Source organism: Lacrimispora indolis DSM 755, assembly GCF_000526995.1.
In the GTDB taxonomy this organism is placed as follows: domain Bacteria; phylum Bacillota; class Clostridia; order Lachnospirales; family Lachnospiraceae; genus Lacrimispora; species Lacrimispora indolis.
The window spans coordinates 5,610,642-5,625,167 of the sequence record NZ_AZUI01000001.1 but is presented as its reverse complement, the minus strand read 5'-3'; the positions used below and the strand labels follow the sequence as shown (position 1 = coordinate 5,625,167).

9 protein-coding genes are annotated in these 14,526 nt (G+C 47.0%); 8 read left to right on the top strand and 1 reads right to left on the bottom strand.

The features are described from left to right. Positions 1 to 3: 3 nt before the first annotated feature. The 8 genes from K401_RS0127270 to K401_RS0127235 all read left to right on the top strand — a co-directional run bounded on the left by K401_RS0127270 (position 4) and on the right by K401_RS0127235 (position 12,305). Positions 4 to 2,442 carry a hypothetical protein gene (locus K401_RS0127270; RefSeq protein WP_024295918.1) on the top strand — a complete coding sequence of 813 codons (2,439 nt, stop codon included), beginning with the start codon at positions 4 to 6 and terminating at the stop codon, positions 2,440 to 2,442. Beyond that, complete coding sequence (locus K401_RS32120) at positions 2,420 to 3,478, top strand: acyltransferase domain-containing protein (RefSeq protein WP_024295917.1); 1,059 nt, start codon at positions 2,420 to 2,422, stop codon at positions 3,476 to 3,478. Before K401_RS0127270 ends, K401_RS32120 begins: the two co-directional genes overlap by 23 nt. Before the next feature lie 26 nt (positions 3,479 to 3,504). Then, positions 3,505 to 4,428, top strand: a complete 924-nt coding sequence (locus tag K401_RS0127260) for an N-acetylglucosamine kinase (protein ID WP_024295916.1) — start codon at positions 3,505 to 3,507, stop codon at positions 4,426 to 4,428. Between the two features lie 229 nt (positions 4,429 to 4,657). Further along, positions 4,658 to 6,760 carry an elongation factor G gene (locus tag K401_RS0127255; protein ID WP_024295915.1) on the top strand — a complete coding sequence of 701 codons (2,103 nt, stop codon included), beginning with the start codon at positions 4,658 to 4,660 and terminating at the stop codon, positions 6,758 to 6,760. Positions 6,761 to 7,293: 533 nt separating this feature from the next. Beyond that, on the top strand, positions 7,294 to 8,637 hold the full coding sequence (locus tag K401_RS0127250) for a hypothetical protein (RefSeq protein WP_024295914.1): 1,344 nt from the start codon (positions 7,294 to 7,296) through the stop codon (positions 8,635 to 8,637). A 115-nt stretch (positions 8,638 to 8,752) separates the two neighbouring features. After that, positions 8,753 to 10,882: a hydantoinase/oxoprolinase family protein gene (locus K401_RS0127245; RefSeq protein WP_024295913.1), complete on the top strand. Its 2,130-nt coding sequence runs from the start codon at positions 8,753 to 8,755 to the stop codon at positions 10,880 to 10,882. 16 nt (positions 10,883 to 10,898) lie between these two features. Further along, positions 10,899 to 11,546 carry a hypothetical protein gene (locus tag K401_RS0127240; RefSeq protein ID WP_024295912.1) on the top strand — a complete coding sequence of 216 codons (648 nt, stop codon included), beginning with the start codon at positions 10,899 to 10,901 and terminating at the stop codon, positions 11,544 to 11,546. 12 nt (positions 11,547 to 11,558) lie between these two features. Continuing rightward, positions 11,559 to 12,305 (top strand): GntR family transcriptional regulator, encoded by a 747-nt coding sequence (locus K401_RS0127235; RefSeq protein WP_024295911.1) that lies wholly within the window; start codon positions 11,559 to 11,561, stop codon positions 12,303 to 12,305. Between the two features lie 24 nt (positions 12,306 to 12,329). Here the strand turns inward: K401_RS0127235 and K401_RS0127230 are convergent, their stop codons facing one another. Continuing rightward, positions 12,330 to 14,309, bottom strand: a complete 1,980-nt coding sequence (locus tag K401_RS0127230; RefSeq protein ID WP_024295910.1) for a sigma 54-interacting transcriptional regulator — start codon at positions 14,307 to 14,309, stop codon at positions 12,330 to 12,332. Positions 14,310 to 14,526 lie beyond the last annotated feature (217 nt).

The following is a 14,526-nucleotide window of genomic DNA, read 5'->3' as shown; positions in this document are numbered from 1 at the left end:
AAGATGGAGAAATTACATTTAAACAGATCGGGCTTTCTGACCAATTACCTGGTATCCGGCCCAAGAGAAACGGATTTTATCAATCATGAAACTGACGACAACCAGCTGCGCTATGAGAAATATTTAAGATCATTGGTTGCAGACAAACCCATGGCACCACCGGAAGGTACTGTGGCTTTGGGAGAAACCAGCCGTCTTGGTATGCCATGGAGATACTATTACCACTATGGAAACTGGTTTGTAGATGAGAGCACCTTTTATTCCACCCTTCAGAAGGTGGAGCTTGATGCCGTTACGGGAATCCTGGCCGAGAGGGATTTGACGGCAAAGGCCGTTGTATGGTCTTATGCTGCAGTGACTGTCTGGTGCAACGGGGAACTTATGTGCCATATGGAGCCGCCGGTTTACAAACCCATTCGTAAGGAGACCATGGAGCTTCAATTAAAGAAAGGGATCAATCAGATCTACGTCAGTCTCCAGACCCTGGGCGTCCGGGATACCAGAACCTTATTCGGAATCCAGATCAAGGACCATGAGGCTGAAATTGCTGTTGTTCTGCCGGATGAGGAAAAGACTGACGAACTTGTCCGGGCTGAAACCTGGCTTGGCTCCCTTTGCTTAAGGGATTCTGTCATGACTTATGAGGGAAATGCTCCCCGTGGGACCTGGCTTGCCTATGACAGCCAGAGCCCTGACTTTGCCCAGGTGGATAGCAGGAAGGAGTGGCAGGAGATCAGCGGCAGGGATAATGTGGCCCTGGACGAAGAAAGACCCGGTGTGATTTTAGTGAGTGTAAGGAAGGAACATGCCGTTCTCACCAGAAAGGTGGAGAATATCAAGGCCCAGAAGCCGGTGTATTCGAAGGAAAAGAGTTTTAAGGCAAACAGGGATGCCATTTTCCGAAGGATAGGGACCGCAGAAAGCTTATCCAGAGGAGACAAGTTCGGTTTTTCCATTTCCAATATCCTTGCAAGAAAAGCTCTTGGAATGGAAAACGGAAAGGATATGGACTTACTTTATGAGACCCTTGACCAGATTGAAAGCCGGTATGACTGCTCTGATTTTCTAGTGTGCGGCTTAATCCGGTATTTGAAAAATTATCCGGTGGATGAAAATATGGCAGAACGGGCCAAGGAGGTGCTTCTTAACTGGAGATACTGGATGGACCAGAACGGCTCCGATGCCATGTGCTTCTGGAGTGAGAATCACTCCCTGATGTTTTATACCTGCGCCATGAATGCAGGGGAAATGTATCCGGATGATTACTTTCCCCGCGGGGATATGACCGGAAAGGAGCTGTCTGAAGCAGGCAGGGCAAAGGTGGAATGCTGGCTGGAGGACGTGGAAGAACATGGCTTTGAAGAATTTTTAAGCACCGTATACATGTGCGTCACCTTTGCAGCTCTGCTAAATGTCATTGATTTCTCAGAGCCAAAGATTTCTGAACGCGCTGAAAAGATCACAGACCGCCTGTTGGAAATGCTGTGCCGCCATACTTATGACGGAGTGATTATCGCTCCCATGGGACGTGTATACCGGGAGGTAGTCCATCCCTTTGAACAGGGAGCCCAGGCGCTGATGAATCTCATCAATCCGGAAGTTCCTTATTCCTTTGGGGAGGGCTGGCTGGGCTTTTTCGCCAGCAGCAGATACCGTCTGCCTGACGGTTTGACACGGCTTATGGAAGAGCCTGCAGATGAAAGTTATTCTACGGGAAATGCCCTGATCTGTCTGAAAAAAACCTCGGAATACTGCTTGACCTCTGTTCAGTCCCCAAGGCTGGATCAGGGATTTAACCGCTGGAAGAATTTAACTCTGGACCCGGATGCAGATTCCTCAGCCTGTGAGTATACCAAGTCCCTCAATGAAAGATTCCACGGAACCACCTGCTTTGAGCCGGGGGTATACGGTTACCAGCAGCACATGTGGTATGCCGCGCTGGATAAAGAGACGGACTTGTTCACCAACCATCCGGGAGGAACCTGTGACTCCAGTTCCATGCGGCCGGGCTTCTGGTATGGAAACGGCGTGATGCCGGCTCTGGTTCAAAAGGGGAATCTTCTGGGAGCTGTTTACCACATTCCTGAGGAGCATCCCATTCATTTTACCCATGCCTATTTTCCGGTTCCCAAATTCCAGGAAACCAGAATCAGGGATCATTGGCTGTTAGGCAGGCAGAAAAGCGGATATGTTGCTTTGTGGTGCAGCGGCGTCATGGAACCAGTTGATGACCAGCTGTTTGATTGTGAATACAGGACCTACGGGGATGATATGGCATATTTCTGCGTATGCAGCAGCAGCCATGACGTTCATTCCCTGGATGAGTTTACGGCTTATGCGGAAAGCCTCCGGCCGGAATTTAATAAGGAGGAACGCACTCTGACAGCTGGCGGGTTATTAGTGAGGTTTATGGAGAATCATGATAAGACACAATATATTTAGTGAAGATACTCAAAAGGCGGTTGCTTCTGCATCCGCCGTTTTCCGCAGCCATCCCTATTTTATGAGCAATTACAAATGGTGCAAGGAGCTTCTTCTGAAAGAGAAGAACCCGGAAAAAGCCTCAGAAGCCATAGAACTGGGGATCCGGCACGCTGAAATGCTGAATCTGGATGCTTATATGCTTCCGGTGGTTTATATAGACTGGATGCTGCCGGAGGTTCTTGAGGATTCCCGGAATCAGGGGATTCCGGAAGGGATTTTTCTGGAATCCATGAAGGATGTTGAAATCTGGATCAAGGTTTATCAAAAATACCATGAGGGCAGGATAGGCCTTGACCAGATTGAATGGGTGTTACGGTCTGTTTCCGGAAAGGTGCGCCGGTTCGGCAGCCTGCAGTTTGAGGAGGTAACTTATGAATTTCCCTTCCTGATTTTTAAAAGCAGACAGACCGGCGAATACAGAGCATTGGCATGTCCAGGCTTTAAGGTGGATCAGGATGGTTATTTTTCAGGGACCAATGGAAGAAGCTTTACCAGGGAGTATGAAACCTATGTAAACTGCCTGGATAAAACGGTGACCGGCTTTTCGGCAGATTTAAAACAGGGAATGGTTAACATGGACAGGCCGGTGACCCTTCATCTGTCTGACTGGGAGCTTCATCTGGCTCCGGGGGAAAGGGCAGTGGCAGTCCATATCCCGGAAGGTGCAGATCTTTCGCCGGATAAAATTGATTCCTCTCTGGAGGAGGCAAAGGAATATTATGGAGAAAGCCTTTTTGTCTGCGACAGCTGGCTTCTGGATCCTCATCTGAAGTTTATCCTTCCGGAGAAAAGCCGGATCATAAGCTTTATGGAGCGTTTTTATAAAATGCCCTTAAAGGCAGAATGTCCCCAGATCCTGGAACGGGTCATGGGGTTTGATTGCTCCATGGAAAGACTGAAAAATTACCCGTGCAGCACTTCGCTGCAGATCTCGCTAAAAAAATATCTCCTGGAAGGGAAGGAGATGTTTACAACGGCAGGTTTCCTGCCGTGAAAATAAAACAATAAGGAGAAGGGGATATGAAAGGATATTTTGCAGGATTGGATATTGGCGGAACCAATGGAAGGCTTAAAATCTGCGATTCTCATGGAACCGTACTTGGGGAATTTACGGCACCGGGATGCAGTCTTAATACGGATGGAGCGGAGAAAAGCCGGCTTCGGTACCGGGAACTGGTGCTCCCGGCTCTGCACGGGTTAAACCTGGAACCGGGGTGCTGTCTGGGGATTTGTGTGGCAGCCAGCGGGATCGATTCTCCTTCGGATGAGCATGCTTGTAAGTCCAGCTTTGAAGAAATGGGATTTCCTCATGAAAAGCTTCTGGTGTTAAATGACTGTGAAGTATTTCTTCATATGACAAAGGAACCGGCTCTGGTAGTCATATCAGGGACCGGTTCGGTATGCTTTGGGAGAGATAAAAACGGAACCATACACCGGACCGGCGGCTGGAACCACATCATCAGCGATGAGGGAAGCGGGTTTGACATGGGCCTAAAAGTCTTAAAAGCGGTAGGAGATGATCTGTCCGGACGAATCAAATGTCCCATTCTCACACCACTTATTGCAGAGAAAACAGGGCTTGATACCCTGGAAAAGATAGACGATTTTATCAATGCAAATCTTATGGAAAAGTCTGAAATTGCGGGATTATCCCTGCTTGCATATGAGGCAGCAGCCCAGGGAGACCATGAAGCCATCCGCATTCACCGGGAATGCGGGGAGGCTTTGTGGGGCCTTATTCGGGATACTGCATCCAAAATGGAGGAAAAGAATCCGGCGGACAGGCTGGACCTCTGGCTCTGGGGCAGTGTTCTGGTTAAGAATCATTTGATACGGAAGATGGTGGAAGAGAAAGCAGAGGAAGGGCTGCCGGGCGCTGTGGTGGGGATACCGGCGATGAGTGCCTTAGATACGGCTCTTAAAGCAGCAATGTCACTGCAATAACATGATATTGCAGCCGTAGTGTATTTTTATTCCCAATTCTGTGAAAAATGTAAGGAAGAATCTTATAAAGCGGATGAAAAAAGAGAAGATGGTCAAGCCCTCTTCTCTTTTTTGTAATTAAGAAAATGTCTAAAAAATATTTGTGCAAATTGCACCTTTTGCTTGCAATTATATGACATTTTTAGTAAAATATCCTTATAGACTTAAATACCGAACAGGAGGAATGTTTATGAACGTGTATGGAACCAAACAAATCCGTAACGTCGCCTTACTTGGGCACGGGGGCGCCGGTAAAACTACCCTGGCAGAAGCTATGGCGTTGATTACCGGAGCCATCAGCAGAATGGGAAAAGTCACCGATGGCAATACCATCAGCGATTATGACAAAGAAGAGATCAAGAGACAGTTCTCCATCTCCACTTCCCTGATTCCTTTGGAGTATAAAGGAGAGGATGGACCGATCAAGATCAACCTACTTGATACTCCCGGATATTTTGATTTTGTTGGCGAAGTTGAAGAAGCCATCAGCGTTGCGGATGCAGCGGTTATTGTAGTGAATTGTAAGGCTGGTATTGAAGTTGGAACATTAAAGGCATGGGAACTTTGCGAAAAGTACAAGCTTCCCAGAATTTTCTTTGTAACAAATATGGATGACGATCATGCAAGTTTCCGTGAATTGTTGTTAAAGCTGGAAAAAGAGTTTGGAAGAAAGATAGCGCCGTTCCACCTCCCCATTCGTGAAAACGAAAAGTTCGTAGGTTTTGTCAATGTTGTAAAGATGGCAGGCCGGCGTTTTACTGTCAACAGTGATTATGAAGAATGTGAGATTCCTGAATATAGCCAGAAGAACCTGGGGATTGCCCGTGAAGCACTTATGGAAGCCGTGGCAGAAACCAGCGAGGAATATATGGAGCGCTATTTCTCCGGTGATGAGTTCACCATTGATGAGATTTCTTCTGCTCTTCGGGAACATGTGATAAAAGGAAATATCGTTCCGGTTATGCTGGGTTCCGGAATCAACGCCCAGGGTGCCAAGATGGTGCTTCAGGCTATTGATAAGTATTTCCCGTCCCCCGACTACTTTGAGTGCATCGGCGTGGACATTTCCACAGGGGAGCGCTTTACAGCCAAATATAACGATAATGTATCCCTGTCAGCCCGTGTGTTTAAGACCATTGTGGACCCGTTCATCGGAAAGTATTCCCTGCTTAAGATCTGTACCGGTACCTTAAAGCCTGATTCCGCCATTTATAACGTGAATAAGGACACAGAGGAAAAGATCGGAAAGCTTTATGCGTTAAGGGGAAAGGAAGCCGTTGAGGTTTCGGAATTAAGAGCAGGAGATATCGGAGCGGTATCCAAATTGAATGTGACCCAGACCGGTGATACCATTGCCCTTCGTTCTGCACCGATTGTATACCATAAGCCGGAGATATCCACTCCTTATACGTATATGCGGTACAGGACCAAGACAAAGGGCGACGATGACAAGGTTTCAACCGCTCTTGCAAAGCTGACGGAAGAGGATTGGACCTTAAAGGTAGTCAATGACACGGAAAACCGCCAGTCTCTTCTTTATGCCATTGGAGACCAGCAGCTGGAAGTGGTTGTAAGCAAGCTTTTAAACCGCTATAAGGTTGATGTGGAGCTGAGCAAGCCTAAATTTGCTTTTCGTGAGACCATCCGCAGGAAAGTGGAAGTTCAGGGCAAGTATAAAAAGCAGTCCGGAGGACATGGACAGTACGGTGATGTTAAGATGACCTTTGAGCCTTCCGGAGACTTGGAAACTCCTTACGTATTTGATGAATGTGTATTTGGCGGGGCTGTGCCCAGAAACTATTTCCCGGCGGTTGAAAAGGGAATTGCCGAGTGCGTCTTAAAAGGACCTCTTGCCGCTTATCCGGTGGTGGGATTAAAGGCTACGCTGACTGACGGCTCCTATCATCCCGTTGACTCCTCTGAGCTGGCTTTTAAGATGGCTGCAACCATGGCCTTTAAGAAGGGATTTATGGATGCAAATCCGGTTCTCCTGGAACCAATTGCTTCCCTTAAGGTTACTGTTCCGGATAAATTTACCGGAGATGTAATGGGAGATTTAAACCGCAGAAGAGGCCGCGTTCTTGGAATGAACTCCAACCACGGCGGAAAGCAGGTCATTGAGGCAGACGTGCCCATGTCCGAACTGTTCGGCTATAATACGGACTTACGCTCCATGACAGGCGGAATCGGAACCTTTGAATATGAATTCAGCCGCTATGAACTGGCTCCTGGTGATGTTCAGAAGAGAGAAGTGGAAGAGCGGGCTTCTAAGATTGACAGAGTTGAAGTTTAAATGAACCGCCGCTTAAATGATTGACAAAGGGCCAAAAGCCCAAAACCCATGGCATTACCTGCTTGAAAGGTATTGCCATGGGTTTTTTTGTATTTGTGTGAGCAATGCAGGGAACGGAGCCGCATCGTCTTTTCTGTCGCCTGATTCTGGGCCCGCCTATGGTTTTTCAACCGTTAAAAATTAAGCTGATTTAACAAATAATAAGAGAAAAGAATAGATATTCTGAAGATTGGTACAATAAAAAGAATGTGGTTTAAAAGAAATAAAACTAATATATTAGTATAAAAACCGACATTATTTCCGCACATTCGACATTGTTAATATATTGAATTAAAGAGAAATGAATCAAAATATTTTGTGAAAATCATACAAAAAAATCACAAGAATATTGGTACAATACCCGTATACAATCTGATATTTTAGTACTAATATATTAGTATGAGTGGTGGTTTACTGCCGCTTAAGGGGTGGCGGAAAGCTTAAGGGGCTTTCTGCAGGTTTCTATAAACTTTATTTTTTTAAGGAGGGTTCATATGAACGTCAATGTTATCATCGGCATTATCATGATTCTGTCTTTCCTGGGCATGGTATGGTATTGTGTAAAAGGCCTGAACCTCATGGTGGGATTTGCAGTCATGGCAACTTTCTGGACAGCGCTTGCGCTGGTGGGGAATTCCATTTCACCCAATACCGCTATGGAAGGCAAGTCTTTTATTGATGTGCTGACCTATGTATATGCGGACGGTCCGGCCGGGTACGCAAAATCGATTCTGGTCAACGTGTTCTTCGGAGCATTCTTCGGCAGGGTTCTGGTTGATACGGGAATCGCATCAACACTGATCCGTAAGGTTGTTGAGCTGGGCGGTGACAAACCGAGAATCACCATGGGATTGTTATGCATTGTTACAGCAATCATCTTTATGTCCATGACAGGAATCGGTCCTGTAATCTCCATTGCGGTTATTGTGCTTCCTATCATGCTGTCTCTCGGCGTACCGGCGCCAATTGCCATGTTCAGTTTCATGGGGTCCATTATGGCCGGTATATTTGGCAATATTGTTAACTTCAAGCAGTATCAGACTATTTATGCAGGCTTTAACCCGGCTGCGGAAAACTATACTTACAACGATTATTTCCAGATGGGAGTGATCTGTATGGTAGTTGCACTGGTGGTGGTGCTGATCGTAGCCAACCTATCCATGAGCAAAAAAGCGGCTCATGCCTGGGCGGCAAAATCCTTTACCGTAAGTGACAATGCTCCGGCCATCTCCTGGATTTCCGTAATTCTTCCGGTTCTGGGTGTTGTAGTTTTTCAGATCCCGATTATCCTGGGATTCTGCCTTGCAGGTATTTATGCACTGATCACTACAGGAAAGCTGAAAGGAACCTATTCCGATATCTGCCGGCTTTTTGCCAAGCTGTTTACCGATGGTTCCATTGATGTTGCTCCTATGATCGGTTTTTTGCTTACTCTGTCCATGTTCAACAACGCTGCCGCATATGCCGCACCGTATTTTACTGCGATTCTGGGAGGCTTTGTTCCAAGAAGCGCACTGATCCTTGCACTTATTTTTGCAATCCTGACTCCTCTGGGCTTCTTTAGAGGTCCTTTGAACCTTGTTGGATGCGGAACCGCAATTCTGGCAGTAGTCATTGCCGCACTTCCGGACGCACCGGTTGCTTTCTTATACCCGCTGTTTGCCATAACAACCATTGCGCCGCAGCATCTGGACATCACCCAGTCCTGGGTGGCATGGGGCTTTGGCTATACAAAGGTTTCGACAAAGGATTATATGAAAATGTCCATACCCACAGGGTGGATCGTCGGCTTTATCTGCTGTATCCTCGCCTTTGTCCTTTACGGCGGTTTGATGTAAGCCAATGGGATACTCACAATCTGCTTTGCTGCCTGATGAGGTTAAAATATGAAGTAAATAAGGAACTGGCAGGGAATGCTGCCAGTTCCCTCTTTAGAAAGGAACGGTCATAATAATGGGAAGATCAGTAAGAATGGGCATCGATGTGGGAGGCACTCATACAAAGGCGGTTGCCATTGATAATGCCACCCATGAAATAATCGGGAAGTCTTCAGTAAAGACAACCCATGACGATCCCAGAGGCGTTGCGGCAGGAGTGGTTAAGTCCTTTCAGAATTGTCTGCGTGAAAATCAAATCAGTCCGGAAGACGTAGTATTCGTCGCCCATTCTACAACACAGGCCACCAATGCGCTGATCGAGGGTGACGTGGCTGCGGTAGGTGTTATCGGCATGGCAAAGGGCGGCCTGGAAGGAATCCTTGCTAAAAAACAGACCAGACTTGCGGATATTGATCTGGGAAATCAAAAGAAAATTAAAATTGTCAATGATTTTTTGAATGTTAAAAAAATGGAAAAGTCTGCAGTGGAAAAAACTATCAGCGAGATGCAGAAAGCAGGAGCAGAGGTATTTGTTTCTTCCATGGCTTTTGGCGTAGACGACGGAGGACCGGAGCAGGAGGTCTGCGAGGCGGCCGGCAAAAGAGGTGTTCCCACTACCATGGCTTCTGATATTACCAAGCTTTACGGGCTTACCAGACGGACAAGAACCGCTGCAATCAACGCCTCCATCCTTCCGAAGATGCTGGATACCGCCAATTCTACGGAAGACTCCGTAAGAGAGGCCGGGGTTCATGTGCCGCTCATGATTATGAGAGGCGACGGCGGGGTTATGGAAATCTCTGAAATGAAAAAGCGCCCCGTTCTGACCATGCTGTCAGGGCCTGCTGCCTCTGTTATGGGTTCTCTCATGTATCTTCGCGCCTCCAACGGCGTTTATTTTGAGGTAGGAGGAACCACCACCAACATCGGCGTCATCAAAAACGGCCGTCCTGCTATTGATTATTCCATTGTCGGCGGTCATCCCACCTATATTTCTTCTCTTGATGTGCGGGTTCTCGGCGTGGCCGGAGGATCCATGGTACGTGCGAACAAGCAGGGTGTTCTGGATGTAGGCCCCCGTTCCGCCCATATTGCAGGACTGGATTATTCCGTGTTTACGGATCCGGTTAAAATCAAAGGGCCAAAGGTGGAGTTCTTCTCCCCCAAATCCGGTGATCCTGCTGATTATGTCCGGATCCGGCTGGAGGATGGTTCTGCGGTTACTCTTACTAATTCCTGCGCGGCCAATGTGCTGGGACTGGTAAAGCCGGAGCATTTTTCTTATGGAAATGTGGAAGCCGCCAGAAAAGCCATGACAGCTCTGGCCGATTACTGCGGTACCACAGCAGAAGACATTGCAAAACAGATCATGGAAAAAGCCTATGCAAAGATTGAACCGGTCATACTGGAACTGGCTGAGAAATATAAGCTGGAAAAGGATCAGATTTCCCTGGTGGGAGTAGGCGGAGGAGCCGCCTCCCTGATTGTATATTTCAGTGAAAAGATGGGGGTCAAATATTCCATACCGGAAAATGCTGAGGTCATTTCCTCCATTGGAGTTGCCCTTTCCATGGTGCGGGATGTGGTGGAACGCATTATACCCTCTCCATCCAAGGAAGATATCCGCGCCATTAAGAATGAGGCTTTAAACAAAGCAATCGAATCCGGAGCAACGGCGGAATCGGTAGAGATCCACATTGAGATTGATTCTCAGACCTCCAAGGTAACTGCGATTGCAACCGGATCCACGGAGGTTAAGACTGCAGATCTTTTACAGGAATGCGATGAATCGGAAGCCAGGCATCTGGCAGCCCAGGATATGCGGATTGCAGATGAGGATACAAAGCTTCTGGCAAGTTCGGATTACTTTTATATCTATGGGGAAAATGTTGAGGACGATTCTCCCAGTGCCATACGTATTGTTGATAAAAAGGGATTTATTAAGGTTCAGAGAGGAAGAGGTATGTGCCTGAAGATCAAAGCGGCAGATTATTTAGATGCGTTAAAACAGCTTTGGGATGATATGGCTGTTTACCAGACCGACCTGGTGATAAGGCCTGACTATTATATTTGTATGGGGGCCAGGGTCACGGATTTTGCGGCCCAGGATTTTGAACAGCTGGAATTGCTGATCGAACTGGAATTATCATCTCTGGAGCCGGATGAGGAAATTATAATTGTAGGTGCCAACGTAAAACAAAATTAAATATTTGGAGACGGATATGTCGGAAATGATATTGAGGGAAATGGCAGAAGGCCTGGCACAGGTAAATGATCTGTCCTGGGGAATGTATGCATTCTCCAGGGACATCCTCCGGGACAAAATCAGTGAAGCGGAAAAAAAGAGGATGATTGAACTTGCGATCTGCTGCGGATATGAAATGGCAGATAAGGTTATGAGCAGTCTGGGGACCTGGGATCCCTGGGAACTGGCAGAAAAATTTAAGCTGAAGGTAGAGTATGCAGACAGGGGGCAGATAGCAGACAGGGTGTTATTTGCCCTTTTTACACCTCCTGACCAGATACAGATCATGAAGGAACCCATAGAGCTGGCGGCGGAAAGCGGGCTGCCGGAAGGCCTGCTGACAATGGATCAGATCAAAAGTCTGATCCTGGGACATGAGATTTTTCATTACCTTGAGGAAGAGGAGGAGGGGATCTACACCAGAAGGGAAAAGGTGGTTCTGTGGAGATTGTTGGGCTACAAGAGTGAATCAACTGTCAGGGCGCTGTCTGAGATCGCCGGCATGTATTTTTCTAAGAAAATAAATGGATTTCTTTATTCACCATTTGCGCTTGATATACTTTTGTATTATAATTATAATTCAAACGAAGCCCTGAAGATGTACAGGGAAGTATTAAGTTATTAACGGGAGGCATTCATGGGCGGCACAGAAAACAACCAGGAAGATACCATTTATGATGTATTGAGATCCGATATACTGGATTTAAAGCTGCGCCCTGGAATGATATTCAGTATCAAGGACATAAGCGAGTCCTATGAGGTTGGAAGAACTCCGGTCAGGGATGCATTGATCAGCCTTTCCAAGGAGGGGCTTATTACATTTCTTCCCCAGCGCGGGACTATGATATCCAAGATTGATTATGATAAGGTCCGCAATGAGCGGTTTTTGAGGATCTGCGTGGAAGAAAATGTAATGCTGGAATTTATGGCAGTATGCAATTTAAAGGCGATCACCGCATTGGAGATGTCTTTAGACAGACAGGAGCAGCTTGAAAAAAAGAAAGATATCCGTGGATTTCTGGCAGAGGATATGTATTTTCATTCCATCTTCTACGATGGAGCCAACAAAGGATACTGCAATGATATTCTGGCTGCCAACTCCGGCCATTACAGAAGGATCCGGATGTTGGCCATGGCGGATTCAGGAATTGAGCCAGGGGTTGTAAAGCAGCACAGAGAAATGGTGGATGCCATCCTTGCAAAGGATTCTGAACGGCTTCACGGAGTGTTAAACCATCATCTGAACCGTCTGGTCAGCAAGGAATGGCCCCTGGTATCCAAATATCCGGACTTGTTTGACCGTGAAAGCCAAGAGATAAGAAGAGAACCGGCTGGGCTGGGCATTGACTTTCTTGTGGATACAAAACTGAAATATCATGCATAGCCCGGATCCGGTTTGAAATAACATTTAAAGCAGTGTCATCCCCAGTTCTGTGATCTCGCACCCTCCTCTGGTGCGGTTGATTTTAATGAGGCCTTCGTCGGAAAGCTCCTTTAAAATAGAACGCAGCTTTCCCTCGCTTAAAACGGTTCCCCGCAGGGTAAGCACTTCCTTTATGCCGGAGCGGCCTATACGGGGTGAGGCGGCAATCAGGGACAGAATGGAGTTTTTAACAGCACTCTGTCCGGACAGGGGCTTTTTCAGCCGTTTTCTGATGTAGGAAGGCAGCTGGGAGAGTATCAGGGGATGAGCCGCATAATTGGTGAAAAAGAAACGGGTGAGATTTAGGAGCTCCTGAACATTTCCAGGATAATCATAGCTTAACAGAAAATCCATCAGGCTTGGGGATATAATATCTTTCAGACGAAGATTGGTATCGTGGAACAGGTTTTGAAAGAAGTGCTCCATTAGTAAAGGGATGTCCTTTCTTCTTTCCCGCAGGGGAATGGTGTCAATGGAGGCTGTGTTCAGCAGAAAAAACAGCTCTTCCCGGAAGGCGCCGTTTAGAACATCCTCATATAAGTCGTGCCCGGCAGTGGCAATGATGCGGAAATTGGAAAGAGGGCGGCTCTGAAAAAAAGGGGTCTCCTGACTGCTGTTTTGCAGGACTTCAATGAGAAGATCCTGCATTTCAAGGGAAAGGAGCTCAGCCCGTTGGATGAGCAGCGTTCCTTTGTCTGAGGAATTGAGGACTCCGGTCAGCTGATGGCCTAATGTGCCTTTTTCCGGGGGCTCACAGAAAGAATGGAAAACTGCAAGGGGCTTCTGTCTTCGGTTGGAGGCCCTGTGTATGGCTGCGGCGATCATCTTTTTCTGTGTTCCGCTTTCTCCCTGGATCAGCACCGGAAAATCATAGAGAGCCAGGCGCCGGGCATATTCCAGCATGTTTTTTACCTGGACTGTGGCGGTCAGGATGTTTGAGAAACCATTGTTTAAAAAGTGGGCCTCCTGGCTGTCAGCCCGTTTAAAGGCAAGCCGCCGTTCCTCGTCCTGAGACAGAGGGGTATTTTTGCTGGTGATCAGATAAAGAGGGGAATGGTTGGGAAGGGAGAGTTCCAGGATGCTTAATCCGAGAATGCTCCCTTTTTTGTTTTCCAGTTCATAATCCGCGCTCTGGCAGAAAGTTAAGGAAGAATACTTAGCGGGAAGTAAGTCGGAAAACTGCTTCCCGCAGGCATTCGATTCCTGAATTTCCAGGTCCAGGGAGAACTGCCGGTTCATCATGGTGATTTCCCCTTCCGAAGAGATCAGACAGATCCCCTGGGAAAGGTTTTGAATGACAGCCTGCAGCAGCTGATGGGAAAAAATATAATTGCTGTAATAGGTTCCGGTCAGCTTGGTGATCTGCAGGATGCGGTTGATGTATCCCTGGGTGATCTGGTTGGAAAGACTGGCCGGTAAGTGGAAGCAGACACATAATTCATTGATGGTCGAGATGTCTATGATGCGGTTTCCTATATTGACTACATTTTTTATATAAGCTGGAACCAGCTGCGGCTCCCCAACAGTGACGGCATATTGTATGGATTCATCCGTTTCGCCGCAGCCCGGATAATAGGGGATAAACTGATACTGAGTAATTCCTGCCTCCCGAAACTGTTCAATGAGGGTTGGAATGGATTCGCCCACATCATTAACCAGATAAACTCTTTCGCCGGGAGGGATCCGGATGATCTGATCTAAAAACGCATGGTTAAAGGTCCGGGTACAGATAAGCTGCGTCACATCTTCAGGAACCTGAAGGGGAAAGGCGCTCTTTACATAGGCGCTGGAGAATAAAATGCACTGGTATCCAGTGATCTGGGAGGGCGTATGGACCTGATAGAGGTCAATGGTATCAAAAGAGATATATTTACCCAATATGGAATGAAGATACGACTGGAACTCCAGGCGTATGGCGGCGCTTATACATACGATCAAAGCATGGTATCTGGGCGTTTTCAGCATCGTTTTCCTACCTCCTCATAAAGTTATTGGGCATATTATATCAATAATGCCCCCTTAAAACAACCTAAAAGATTCAGAATCTTAATTTTTACAGAGAGGAGGTATTTGCTGCCGGAGATTTGTTTGACAAATCAGAAACGCTGCGTATAAAATGGCTTAAAAGCAAGGAAGCTTACCGGTTCAGGGGCTTGCCTTGCTCTTTTTGTATAACCAGAAA

Bases quoted from the DNA above. Each gene is read 5' to 3' on its own strand.
- K401_RS0127270 (WP_024295918.1), top strand. From the start codon at position 4: ATGGAGAAATTACATTTAAACAGATCGGGCTTTCTGACCAATTACCTG.
- K401_RS32120 (WP_024295917.1), top strand. From the start codon at position 2,420: ATGATAAGACACAATATATTTAGTGAAGATACTCAAAAGGCGGTTGCT.
- K401_RS0127260 (WP_024295916.1), top strand. From the start codon at position 3,505: ATGAAAGGATATTTTGCAGGATTGGATATTGGCGGAACCAATGGAAGG.
- K401_RS0127255 (WP_024295915.1), top strand. From the start codon at position 4,658: ATGAACGTGTATGGAACCAAACAAATCCGTAACGTCGCCTTACTTGGG.
- K401_RS0127250 (WP_024295914.1), top strand. From the start codon at position 7,294: ATGAACGTCAATGTTATCATCGGCATTATCATGATTCTGTCTTTCCTG.
- K401_RS0127245 (WP_024295913.1), top strand. From the start codon at position 8,753: ATGGGAAGATCAGTAAGAATGGGCATCGATGTGGGAGGCACTCATACA.
- K401_RS0127240 (WP_024295912.1), top strand. From the start codon at position 10,899: ATGTCGGAAATGATATTGAGGGAAATGGCAGAAGGCCTGGCACAGGTA.
- K401_RS0127235 (WP_024295911.1), top strand. From the start codon at position 11,559: ATGGGCGGCACAGAAAACAACCAGGAAGATACCATTTATGATGTATTG.
- K401_RS0127230 (WP_024295910.1), bottom strand. From the start codon at position 14,309: ATGCTGAAAACGCCCAGATACCATGCTTTGATCGTATGTATAAGCGCC.